Annotated in this window: 10 protein-coding genes and 2 pseudogenes; 9 read left to right on the top strand and 3 right to left on the bottom strand. The window is 62.2% G+C overall.

What is annotated here, in order from left to right; translation table 11 throughout:
* Positions 1 to 19: 19 nt before the first annotated feature.
* Complete coding sequence (locus tag PWF70_RS12245; protein ID WP_283348929.1) at positions 20 to 553, top strand: zinc ribbon domain-containing protein; 534 nt, start codon at positions 20 to 22, stop codon at positions 551 to 553.
* Positions 554 to 612: 59 nt separating this feature from the next.
* Entirely contained in the window at positions 613 to 2577 is a 1965-nt protein-coding gene (locus PWF70_RS12240) for a phosphorothioated DNA-binding restriction endonuclease family protein (RefSeq protein WP_283348928.1), read from the top strand.
* Positions 2578 to 2675: 98 nt separating this feature from the next.
* On the opposite strand, the gene PWF70_RS12235 is transcribed toward PWF70_RS12240, so the two are convergent.
* A complete protein-coding gene (locus tag PWF70_RS12235; protein ID WP_283348927.1) occupies positions 2676 to 2999 on the bottom strand; it encodes a hypothetical protein in 324 nt (107 codons plus the stop codon).
* Positions 3000 to 3056: 57 nt separating this feature from the next.
* Positions 3057 to 3563 carry a DUF3320 domain-containing protein gene (locus PWF70_RS12230; RefSeq protein ID WP_283348926.1) on the bottom strand — a complete coding sequence of 169 codons (507 nt, stop codon included), beginning with the start codon at positions 3561 to 3563 and terminating at the stop codon, positions 3057 to 3059.
* A 210-nt stretch (positions 3564 to 3773) separates the two neighbouring features.
* Between PWF70_RS12230 and istA the strand changes: the two genes are divergently transcribed.
* Positions 3774 to 4982 carry an IS21 family transposase gene (istA, locus tag PWF70_RS12225; RefSeq protein ID WP_283348939.1) on the top strand — a complete coding sequence of 403 codons (1209 nt, stop codon included), beginning with the start codon at positions 3774 to 3776 and terminating at the stop codon, positions 4980 to 4982.
* Positions 4982 to 5794 (top strand): IS21-like element helper ATPase IstB, encoded by an 813-nt coding sequence (gene istB / locus PWF70_RS12220; protein ID WP_283348925.1) that lies wholly within the window; start codon positions 4982 to 4984, stop codon positions 5792 to 5794. The genes istA and istB overlap by 1 nt, the downstream gene beginning before the upstream one ends.
* A gap of 5 nt (positions 5795 to 5799) precedes the next feature.
* On the opposite strand, the gene PWF70_RS12215 is transcribed toward istB, so the two are convergent.
* Positions 5800 to 6408, bottom strand: a complete 609-nt coding sequence (locus tag PWF70_RS12215; RefSeq protein ID WP_283348924.1) for a PDDEXK-like endonuclease domain-containing protein — start codon at positions 6406 to 6408, stop codon at positions 5800 to 5802.
* A gap of 825 nt (positions 6409 to 7233) precedes the next feature.
* On the opposite strand from PWF70_RS12215, the pseudogene PWF70_RS12210 reads away from it, so the two are divergent.
* The 5 genes and pseudogenes from PWF70_RS12210 to PWF70_RS12190 all read left to right on the top strand — a co-directional run.
* Positions 7234 to 7533: pseudogene (locus PWF70_RS12210) on the top strand (transposase); the annotation flags it as partial.
* Positions 7534 to 7683: 150 nt separating this feature from the next.
* The gene (locus PWF70_RS12205) at positions 7684 to 8991 is read left to right on the top strand and encodes an ISL3 family transposase (RefSeq protein WP_006358292.1); all 1308 of its coding nucleotides are present in this window, start codon (positions 7684 to 7686) and stop codon (positions 8989 to 8991) included.
* 7 nt (positions 8992 to 8998) lie between these two features.
* Positions 8999 to 9952: pseudogene (locus PWF70_RS12200) on the top strand (IS256 family transposase); the annotation flags it as partial.
* 311 nt (positions 9953 to 10263) lie between these two features.
* Positions 10264 to 10446, top strand: a complete 183-nt coding sequence (locus PWF70_RS12195) for a hypothetical protein (RefSeq protein ID WP_283348923.1) — start codon at positions 10264 to 10266, stop codon at positions 10444 to 10446.
* A gap of 310 nt (positions 10447 to 10756) precedes the next feature.
* Entirely contained in the window at positions 10757 to 10939 is a 183-nt protein-coding gene (locus tag PWF70_RS12190; RefSeq protein WP_283348922.1) for a hypothetical protein, read from the top strand.
* The last annotated feature ends 160 nt before the right edge of the window (positions 10940 to 11099 follow it).

The raw sequence follows: 11099 nt of genomic DNA, 5'->3' as shown, positions 1-11099 counted from the left end.
TGACAACTGGGTCGAGTTCATGAGCCTCGACGCCGACGAGGACCATGCGTCAGATCTCATTGATGCTCAGGTGGATTGGCTGCTCGCACAACAGATCATCGCGCCATCAGCAAAGCCGGACACGCTCTATGGGACTTTCCGCGAAGGCCCGCGATTCGCCGAGGCGATGGAGCCGGAATCGGTGCCACCCGGTGCAGTTGCGGGTGGCCGGTACATCTTGTTCGGCGTGCGGGTCAGGAAGGGCTGGCAGATCTCGCACAACATGGACGGCTTTGAAGGTCCCTCGTGTCCTCGGTGCGGCCACCAGCAGTTCGACGACGGCGTCGCGGGTGGACTCATCTTCGACTGGTACGAATCGCGGGCGGAACCTACCGTGACCTGTACGAACTGCGGACACATCGATCTCATCGGGAACTGGCCCCACGAGTATTTCGGCTACTGCAACTACGCCTCGCTGTCGTTCGTCAACAGTCCGCCGCTCTCGATAGCGTTCAGGGACGAGCTCCTCGTGCGTATCGGCAACCGTCCTCGGGCCGTACACGTAAGGCTGTAGGGGCCGGCGAGTTCCTACGCAAGCCTCACCGGCCTGGTGCCGTCTGATTGAGTGTTCGTATGAGCCACGCCGCCAACGCATCCGGTCACCTTTTCATCGTTCACGGGCGAATTGAGGCGCTAGGCGCTGATGCAGTCGTAGTACCAACGGACGCTGAATTCACCGTCGAACCCCATTGGTTTCCTCTCTTCGACGATGAGCACCCTTCAAGGCCTGAAACCTGGGACGGCACCTTCTCCCGCGCAACCGAGGGCGGACGCCTCTGGTTCGTCAATGTCATCGATGACTCCGCGGCCGTTGGCGCCCAGTTGGCTGGTCGCCTCCGAGATGTCCTGCACGACGTAGCGCTCGAGTTCGAGCTGAGGGAGTCACGGCCACCCGTGGTGGCGATGCCAGTCTTCGGCGTCGGCGGAGGAGGGAAGGATGGTCTCAAGGGGCTGGTTGTCAAAGACCTGATCACGCTGCTGTGGAGTGTGGCAGCCGACCTCTCACTCGACGTCGTTGTGGTGACCCCCGACCGGTCCGTCTACAGCGCACTCCAGCATTTTCGGAGAACCGAGCATGCCGAGCATTGGCAGCTCACCCCTGGACAGTTTCGCGTCGCGCAGGATCTCGGGACGAGGGCACGCGACGGCGACCTCGCGCTGTTCCTCGGTGCCGGGGTCAGCATGTCTGCAGGACTTCCAGGCTGGGGACAACTACTCGAGGAGTTGGGGTCGATAGCACGCATCGACCCCAAAGCGTTGGAGAGTCTCGAAGGGAGTCCACTCGATCAGGCGGAGTTGATCTCGTTGCGGCTGGGCGACGCCTTGGGCACGGAAATCGCGCGAATAGTGGAAAGCGTCAGAAGAGTCTCACTTGCGCACTGCCTCCTGGCCGGTCTTCGATGTCGCGAGGTGGTGACGACCAACTACGACGAGCTGTATGAGAATGCAGTGGAAGCGACCGGTGAACCGCGGCCGACGGTGATCCCTTGGGAAGCGGTCCAACCTGGCCGGTCATGGGTGCTCAAGATGCATGGCGAAGTCGGCAGACCAGAGACCGTCGTCCTCACCCGGCGAAGCTTCGTGCGGTATGACGCAAACTTCCGGCCCGCTGGCTCACTTCTGCAGGCTCTGATGATGACCCGCCACATGCTTGTCGTCGGCACGTCGATGACCGATGACAACGTCATCAGATTGGCGCTCGAAGTCGACGACTTCATCAGTCGCGATCACTCGTTCGGAACGTTCATCGATGTCTCCGAGTCGTCGACGCGAGCCGAACTCTGGGGTCCCCGGTTTCATTGGGCACATTGCGGCGGTGACGGAATCGTGGCACGGGTGCGATCCATGGAGATTCTTCTCGACGCCGTCGCAATGTATGCCGCGCAGGACGATTCGTGGCTGCTGGATGAGCGATTCGGCGGCCTGCTGCACTCCGGTGACCAAAGCGCTGCCAGTGATGTTCGCGGCGTCCTCGGTCGCGTTCAATCGACCCCGCGGACGCGGCTTCGCCCACTTCGCAACAAGCTCGCCGCGCTCGGCGCCGACCCGCGCTGGGTCGAGTCACGAACGCTGCTAGCGGAGCTAGAACAACTCGTGCGTGCGTCGAAGAACGGGCGCCGCGCCACATACAAGTTTATTGTCCTCTTGTGGGCGGTCACCCGAGCCGAGCAAGGATACGAGCGTCTGACCAGCTACGAGGATGCACGCCGCCAGCTGGCGAACTTGCTGTCGCCCTTCCGAATCGCGGAGACTGCTCCCAAGCCGGTGGACCCCTGGTATGCACTGCGGACTTCGTCGTGGTGGGAGATCTGCGATCTGCCCACCACTCCCACCGCGCAGGATGTGATTCAGCGGAATGCACGAGCCGGGCTGTCGGTCAGCGTCTACAACCTGGTGCGCCGGGACTCGGTCTTTGCCGAGGAAGCCATTGAGCAATTGACCGACTTGATTGCTCACGATGTCGAAAGCTTGTCCATCGTGCGGGATCTGAGGAGTCAGCTCTCGTCGAACGCGGTGAAGATAGGGAGCCAGGAGTGACGGACCGCTATCGAGACTAGTTCTGCTCGGGGCAAGGCCTCGCGGGTGGCCGCGCATCCGGAACGAGGAAGTCGTTCCTCGTCGGCATCGCAAACCAATTAGTTGTCGGGACGCGCCGGGGGACGGTCTTCAGCCGTGACGGCGGAGTGCTTGTCGATGGCATCCGCAATAGCAAGAACCTCGGGGTGTTCGACCATGAAAGGCTCGTACCCACCGCTGTGTCGATGTGCACGTACAAGATAGAAAGCCCACCCGCGAAGGAGGTCTATCCCTGCCCACTCCGGAACCGTCCCCTGTCGATCGAACTCGTGCCGAAGCGGAGCCAGGAGTTCGTAGAGTGTGCCTGGGTCACCGACCAGACGCTCGTAAGTGTTGTAGGTGTGCGCCCACTCGATCAGGAGCTGGTCGTAGTTGGCGTTCATCTCAATTCGAAGCTCCTGTTGATACGACCGAGGGACGGACTTCGCAGCCGCGCACGCTCAACTATTGCACTCTCCTCGGTTCACCAGACGTTCATCACGGCTCCTTCGCCACGCTGAGGTCGCCATGGCCATCGAGCTGTAAGACTCCAGCCTCAGGAGCCTCTTGATCGACTGGCCAAGTACCTCCTCGATGTCAGCACCTACTCGGCGCCAGCCAAAGACACCAGCCGCCTGCTTGACGAGTGTGCGCTCGTCGATCGTCACTGCATCGAGCACAATTTGTTTGAGCGCGAGTTCGATCTCTTCCGGCGCGACCTGGGCGGCTTTGCGCTCTCCGCATTCGTTGTCGGGTACTCGAACTTCGAGGGGCGACGGATTGTCGAGACGGAAGAACCCGTGGCTGTCAGGACCCGCCGGATGCGCCCGCTTCAGCGCCTTGTCGATGGCGCTTCGAATCTGCTGTCCCACACGAGCGGCGCCCCACACCGACTTGAACCGATCGTTGAGGAGGTCGCGGTGCACTGGTGCCTCGACACGGATGGCGTTGAGGAAGAATTCTGACAAGTCCTGAATTCCCTCAAGCGTTTTGGGGTCCCGCGTCCGAGCAGGCCTCACGGTGTACTCAGAGTACGGACGGGTCCAGTCGCGCTCCACGGTCTCGGGGACGTCAGAGAACTCCAGAGTGCTGGACCGCGATGTCGGCTCCGGTCCAAAAGTGAGCAGGTAAATCCGGTCGAAAAGTGAGCACCATCCAATGATTGGAGAGTGATCACTGTGGAGGACTGGGCGTTGATTCGTCAGTTGCATCGGTCGGAGGGGTTGTCGCAAGCGGCGATTGCCCGGCACTTGGGGTTGTCACGCAACACGGTGGCCAAAGCGGTGCGCTCGGACGTGCCACCGAGGTATGAACAGCCACGTCCGCCCTCGTCGGGGTGGGCACAGATCGAGCCCGCGGTCCGCGAGCTCTTGACCCGGTTTCCGACGATGCCGACCACGGTGATCGCCGAACGGGTCGGCTGGTCGGGTGGCCGATCCTGGTTCGCCGAGAACGTGACCCGGATCCGCCCGGAATATGCCCCGGCCGACCCGTGTGACCGTTTGGTGCATCGCCCGGGAGAGCAAGTGCAGTGCGACCTGTGGTTCCCCGGCCAGCTGGTGCCCGATCAGGCCGGAGTGCTGCGGTCCTTCCCAGTGTTGGTGATGGTCGCCGCCTACTCACGGTTCATCGCCGCAGTGATGCTCCCCTCGCGTATCACCGGAGATCTGTTGGCCGGCATGTGGCTGGTACTCGGCGACCAGATCGGCGCTGTTCCTCGTACCTTGTTGTGGGACAACGAGTCAGGCATCGGCCAACGCCGCAAACTGGCGACCGGTGTGGCTGGGTTCTGCGGCACGCTGGGCACCCGAATGATTCAGGCCCGCCCGTACGACCCGGAAACCAAAGGCGTCGTCGAACGCGCCAACGGCTATCTCGAGACATCGTTTCTGCCCGGCCGAACCTTCACCTCAGCAGCCGACTTCAACACCCAAATGCAGCAGTGGTTGACCGGAGCGAACACCCGCATCCACCGCACCACCAGGAAGAAACCGGCCGGGGAGTTGTTGATCGACCGCCAGTCGATGGCACCGCTGCCGCCCATCGCTCCGGTGACCGGAACATCGGTCACCACCCGGTTGGGCCGCGACTACTACGTCGCGATCGCCGGATCGGTCTACTCAGTCAACCCGGAGGTGATCGGGCGGATGATCACTGCGACTGCCGGCCTCGATCGGGTCGTCGCACGATGTGGTGACCGGGTGGTGGCCGAGCACCAACGATACTGGGGGCCAAACGGTTCAAGCACCGATCCTGATCATGTGGTGATCGCCAAAGCCCAACGCGAACATTACAATTCGCGGCCACCGCGTCCTGGTGGTGTGGAGGTTCAGGTTGCAGATCTCAGCGCTTACGATCGTGCGTTCGGGACCGGGGAGGTTGCCTGATGGCCACCAAACGCCCCAGCCCACCCTCTGATGCCGACAAGCTGATCGCCCACCAATCCCGGCTCCTCAAAGCGCCGCGGATCGCCGGAAACTATGCCCGGATCGCCGAACAAGCCCGCACGGCGGACTGGTCGCTGGAGGACTACCTGGCCGCAGTGCTGGCAGTGGAATCCAATGCGCGCGCCGAATCAGGTGCCCGCCTGCGTATTCGTGGTGCAGGGTTCCCGGCGATCAAGACGATCACCGACTTCGATTTCACCGCCCAACCCGCGGTGGACCGCGCGCAGATTGCCCGCCTCGAAGCTGGCGGCTGGCTTTCTGAAGCCCGCAACATCGTCCTCCTCGGACCGCCCGGGACCGGGAAGACCCATCTCGCGACCGCACTGGCAGTCGCTGCAGCCCACACCGGCTATCGGGTCGGGTTCGCTGCGGCGACAGCCTGGATCACCCGCCTGGCCGAAGCCCACCGCCTCGGGCGACTCGACGCCGAGCTCAAGAAGATCAGCCGGATCGGGCTGATCGTGATCGACGAAGTCGGCTACATCCCTTTCGATGCCGAAGCGGCGAACCTGTTCTTCCAACTAGTGTCGAGTCGGTACGAGAAGTCGTCGATCATTTTGACCTCTAACCTGCCATTTTCACGCTGGGGAGAGGTGTTCGGCGAGGCCACCATCGCCTCGGCCATGATCGACCGGATCGTGCACCACGCTGACGTCATCGCTCTCAAGGGCACCAGCTACCGCATCAAACACACAGCAATCGAGTCACTGCCTTCCGTCGACGCCGACCGTCAGGCAAACTCAAACCCGTAACCTGCTCACTTTTCGACCGGACACAGCAGCGCACTTTTGGACCGGAGCTGACACCGCGATTCAGTAGCTGAGTTATAGGCGGGTGTGCTCGTCACGTCCCTCCCGTTTATCGCATCCTCGATGGCCAGACGCAGCCGCTCTTCTTGGGCCGAACGGTCGCGCCACCAGCTCAATCCCCAAATCCTGTGCATCCGCCAGCCGAGACCCTCGAGCACCTGCTGGCGGAGGCGGTCGCGGTCGCGAGCCGTTTGCGCAGAGTGGTAGGCCGCGCCGTCGCATTCGATTCCGAGCACGTACTCGCCCGGTCGCTCCGGGTGTCGAACCGCCATGTCGATTCTGTAACCGGCGACACCGACTTGTGGGACTGCGTCGTAACCCCACGATCGGATCTTGGCGAGGACCTGCTCCTCGAAGACGCTCTCCGGGCCGCCCTCACCTCTGCTGATGTCGATAGCGAGAGCCGCGTGCTTATGCGCCGCGAGGTATCGCTGGAGGTGAAGGAGTGAGGAATTGGAGGTTGACGGCATCTGGCCCGCGGTGAACACGACCGAGCCCCGACAAATGGATCGAATCGGCCCCGCTGTAATGCGCTGCGAGTAGGCGACTTCCGTCATTCGAGGCAAAGCTGCCCAATGTCAATCACCTGAACGGACTAAAAAGAGACGCCCGTCCTGACGGTCAGAAGGTCGCATCTCGAAGCGCGATAGCGAGCGGGACAGAAGACGACCAGACGGGAGTTGAGGTCGCCCGACGCCGGCCGGCCTAGGAGGGGGTCGACGGTGAGGAGAGAAAGCTCCCTGGATGAAATCGCCGACACGGAGCCGGTCCACGAGGACGATAATCTGTGCTGCACAAATGTGCGACCAGGCTGAAGACGGGCGTGGTGAGAGGGGCATACGTGTACGAACTGCAGCTATCAACTGACGAGTACCACTTGCTCGTGCGACTTCCGGAGGCGGGGGATCCCGTCGGCAATACGACAGCGCGCAGAGAGTTCGGCTGGACCAAGGCTCGTTACGCCCGCGCTCGACACGGCCTGCTTGACAAGCAACTGGTACTGAAGGCTCCAGGTCGGGGAGGTGCTCTGCGCCGAGCGCCGATAGCAGAGGATCTCAGTGTAGATGCCACGACGAGCACTCCTACGATTCGACCTCCGGTCGCGGAATCAACTCTCTACGAGCCGATTCGTCAGGTGCTCGAGAACGAATGGCGGAGAATCGGGGGTTCCGTTCGTTCGTCATCGAGGAGACTGCTTTTCAAGGTCGCCGCAAGACGGGCGGGCCGTGGACGCGTCCCGATCGGGTAAGTCCCCTGAGGTGGTGGGGTTTCGGGGCTGAGGTGAGCTGCTGCTGAGCGTGTCGGTGACCCTGTTGGGCGGGCCATCGCGTAGTGGTCAATGAGTTACCTACCAAGTGACTCACAGAAGGACACACCACACGATGACCCAGGACCATTCTGCCTTGCTCGCCCAGCTCGATGCACTCACCTCCGCCGATTCCGGGGCGGTGTTCGCCGAGTTGATCCGAGCTGGCCTGCAAGCACTGATCGAGGCCGAGGCCACCGAAAAGATCGGCGCCGGCCGGTATGAGCGTTCCGCGGAACGCGCCACCCACCGCAACGGCCACCGAACTAAGACCGTATCGACGACCTCGGGCGATGTGGAAGTCAAGATCCCCAAGCTCCGGTCCGGGTCATTCTTCCCCAGCCTGCTCGAACGACGCCGCCGCATCGACAAAGCGGCTCTTCCTGATTGACGGTGCGTAGAACGGGTTCTACCGGGCACAAGATGTAGGTCGGGTTCGGCGGCGGCGAGCCGGGGATGCGGGCGGGTCCTGTGGTGTGAAGATGAAAGCCCCTACACCTCATCACTCACACCGACAGGACCCTCGTTGCAGCGTAGCGCCATTGCCGACACGATTTGCCGCACGATCGAACTCGGGGTGACGATCACCGATGCCGCTCTCGACGGCGAGGATCGCACACACCTGTTCTGCGAGGTCTTGGCCCCGAAGAGTAGCTGCCCGAGGTGCGAGCGGGCGGGTCGGTTGCGTGATCATGTCGATCGTGAGGTGGCAGATCTACCGATCGTGGGCCATCCGACCCGGTTGCATCTGAGGGTGCCGCGCTACGCCTGCGAGAACGGCGCGTGTGGTCAGGGCATCTTTCGCGCCGACATCTCGGCGATCGTCGCGCCGCGCGCGGCGGTGACGCGCCGCACGATCGCGTGGATTCTTCGGCGGATGATTCTGGACAAGATGAGCGTCTCTGCGGTCGCCGCGTCGGTCGGGTTGGGCTGGAACACCGTGAATGCCCTCGCGTTGCAGGCGGCGCGTACGGTGGCTTCGGCGCCTGGCCGACTCGACGGTGTCAGGGTTCTCGGTGTTGATGAGCACAAGTGGAAACATGTTCGCGGCAATGGTGATTCGAGTTTCGTGACCGTGCTGGTCGACCTCACACCGATTGTGGATGGGACCGGGTCGGCGCGCTTGCTGGATATGGTGGGCGGCCGGTCCAAAGCGGCGTTGAAGGACTGGCTCGATGCCCGCGATGACTCCTTTCGGGACCGGATCCGGGTGGTCACCATGGACGGATTCACCGGGTATCGCACCGCGACCGCCGAGGCATTGGATAAGGCGCGGGCGGTGATGGACCCGTTCCACGTGGTCCATCTGGCCGCCGAGAAGCTCACAGTGTGTCGTCAACGCGTGCAACACGATACGTGTGGGCACCGCGGCCGCACGGGTGATCCGCTCTACGGTATCCGCCGACCACTGCTGACCCGGATCGCGTTGCTGACAGACAAGCAGAAGGCCCGGCTACGTAGCGGGTTGGAGGCTCACGAGGAGCACGTGGCCGTCTCGGTCACCTACGCGATCTACCAAGAGCTGATCAACGCCTACGGCCAGGAGAACAAGCGTGACGGCAAGATCGCGATGTACAAGCTGCTCAAACGGATTCATACCGGCGTTCCGTCCGGGCTGGCAGAGTTGGCCCAACTCGGCCGATCATTATGGGCGCGGCGTGCCGAGATCTTGGCCTACTTCGACACCGGCGCCTCCAACGGACCCGTCGAAGCGATCAACGGCCGCCTGGAACACCTCCGCGGGATCGCGTTGGGCTTCCGCAACCTCAACCACTACATCTTGCGGTCACTCATCCACTCCGGCGGCCTCGCACAACACCTCGACGCACTCTGAATCAGGAAGAGCCGACAAAGCCCTGCACGCGGTGGTGATGGAAGCCTACGTACACGGTGTGTCCACCCGCAGCGTCGATGACCTCGTCAACGCCCTCGGCGTCTCGGCCGGGATCTCCAAGTCCGAGGTGTCCCGTATCTGCGCCGGCCTCGACAAAGAAATCTCGGCGTTCCGGGAACGGCCTCTGACCCACACCGAGTTCCCCTATGTGTTCGCCGATGCCACCTTCTGCAAAGTGCGAGTCGGCGCCCACGTCGTCTCCCAAGCCCTTGTCGTGGCCACCGGGGTGTCGATGGACGGAACTCGTGAGGTGCTCGGCACTGCAGTCGGTGATTCGGAATCCTTCGAGTTCTGGCGTGAGTTCCTCGCCTCACTCAAAGCCCGAGGACTCTCAGGGGTGCATCTGGTGATCTCCGATGCCCATGCAGGGTTGAAAACGGCAGTGGCCCAGCAGTTTACCGGATCAGCGTGGCAGCGCTGCCGGGTGCATTTCATGCGGAACCTGCATGGCGCGGTCTCGACCAAACAAGCGCCGGTGGTGACCGCTGCGGTCAAAACGATCTTCGCCCACACCGAACCGGCCGAGGTCGCCGCACAGTGGGACCAGGTCGCCGACACCCTCGAAGCATCGTTCCCGAAAGTGGCGGCGATGATGGCTGAGGCCAAACCCGACGTGCTCGCGTTCACGGCGTTCCCGAAGGCGCACTGGCAGAAGATCTGGTCGAACAATCCAATTGAGCGGCTGAACAAGGAAATCAAGCGCCGCGCCGATGTCGTGGAGATCTTCCCCAACCCGCCGGCGTTTCTCCGGCTGGCCACCGCGGTCGTGATCGAAGCCCACGACGAATGGCAAGTCACCCGCCGCTACCTCTCCGACATCAGCATGGCCGAGCTGCGCAAGGTTATCGCCGCCAAACACCAGGCCGCCCAACAGGTCGACGCGCCACGCCAAATCGCCTAACATCCATCACGACTCGTTGATCACAACGCGTGGCACACGCCGATCCGAAGTCCACCACCCCACGGGGCGCTGTCTCCCGATCTTGTGGCCATCGGAACAAAGACGTCCAAGCATGTCCCGCATCAACAGCTCGAGGTGGTGACGTTCGAGGTGAAACCGATGGCCCAGCTCAATGCCATAGCGGTATCCGAAGCACTGGCGCATCGTCGCGCTTCCACACACGCGTACGTTCTCGTCGAGCATCGGAACGTATTTGCTACCGCCTACGAGAAGCGGCTCGCTGAATTAGAGCAAGCCGCGAGTACCCCGGAGTGGGCGTTATCGTGTTCGACGATCCTGCCGACTACGAGACCTGGGACGAGGTCGTCGTTGCGCAGCGAAGCGAGACGGCACCGGAGCTTCTCAACGACTTCATCGAGACTCAGGTGTCCCAACCCGGGCAAGAAGCGATCGAGCACGCTATCGAAAAGAGTCGAGCATGGCTGGTCGGCTAAGGTTTCAGCGGCATGGCCTATCGATCTCCGCGATATGCCGCGGATCGGCCGGAACTATCCTTGGGGCCGAGTGAGCCACACGGCGAGCTGGTCGCTGAACGACTACTTGGCCGCCGTATTCGCTGGAGAAACCGACGCCGACTTCCGGGTCCACCGCCCAACCTGAGCGGATCGAGCCCAGGTCGCCGTCCTGGCGGTCGGCAGGTAGATCACCCAGAGTACGCTTTCAAACCGGAGTAAAGGAATGACAGACCAAAGAAACCCCCGTTACATCGCGTTCGTAGACGGCAGCCAAGTAGTGTGTGGTCTAATGCTGATTACTGATTACGGCTGCTATCAGCGCAGCGAATGCGACTGGATTCCAATGGACCCGGACGATGAGTTTTCCCGCGACATCGAGGATTGGGAGTCGATCGATACTGGTGAGTTCTTCGTCGAGCTCTTCGATTTCGCACAGGAATCAGACGGCCGGCTCACTCGCTCGGATTTGTAAAGGGCGGACTACCGGACAAGACAGCTCGATAAGACAACTCCGAGCAGATCGGTCATTCCTGGCCGGGCGTCGAGCCGAGTGCTTCGACAAGCCTGTCTCGGATTCTGCTTCGTCGTTGTTTGAAAAAGGTTAGGTAGCTTTCAAGATTCAATGGTAGGTC

This window comes from Gordonia sp. Swx-4, assembly GCF_030316175.1.
GTDB lineage: Bacteria > Actinomycetota > Actinomycetes > Mycobacteriales > Mycobacteriaceae > Gordonia > Gordonia alkanivorans.
The sequence above is the reverse complement of the archived record's forward strand: the minus strand, read 5'-3'. Positions and strand labels throughout refer to the sequence as shown.

Coding starts and splice junctions, on each gene's coding strand:
- PWF70_RS12240 (WP_283348928.1), top strand. CDS start 613: ATGAGCCACGCCGCCAACGCATCCGGTCACCTTTTCATCGTTCACGGG.
- PWF70_RS12190 (WP_283348922.1), top strand. CDS start 10,757: ATGCTGATTACTGATTACGGCTGCTATCAGCGCAGCGAATGCGACTGG.
- PWF70_RS12245 (WP_283348929.1), top strand. CDS start 20: ATGAGCCTCGACGCCGACGAGGACCATGCGTCAGATCTCATTGATGCT.
- istB (WP_283348925.1), top strand. CDS start 4,982: ATGGCCACCAAACGCCCCAGCCCACCCTCTGATGCCGACAAGCTGATC.
- PWF70_RS12215 (WP_283348924.1), bottom strand. CDS start 6,408: ATGACGGAAGTCGCCTACTCGCAGCGCATTACAGCGGGGCCGATTCGA.
- PWF70_RS12235 (WP_283348927.1), bottom strand. CDS start 2,999: ATGAACGCCAACTACGACCAGCTCCTGATCGAGTGGGCGCACACCTAC.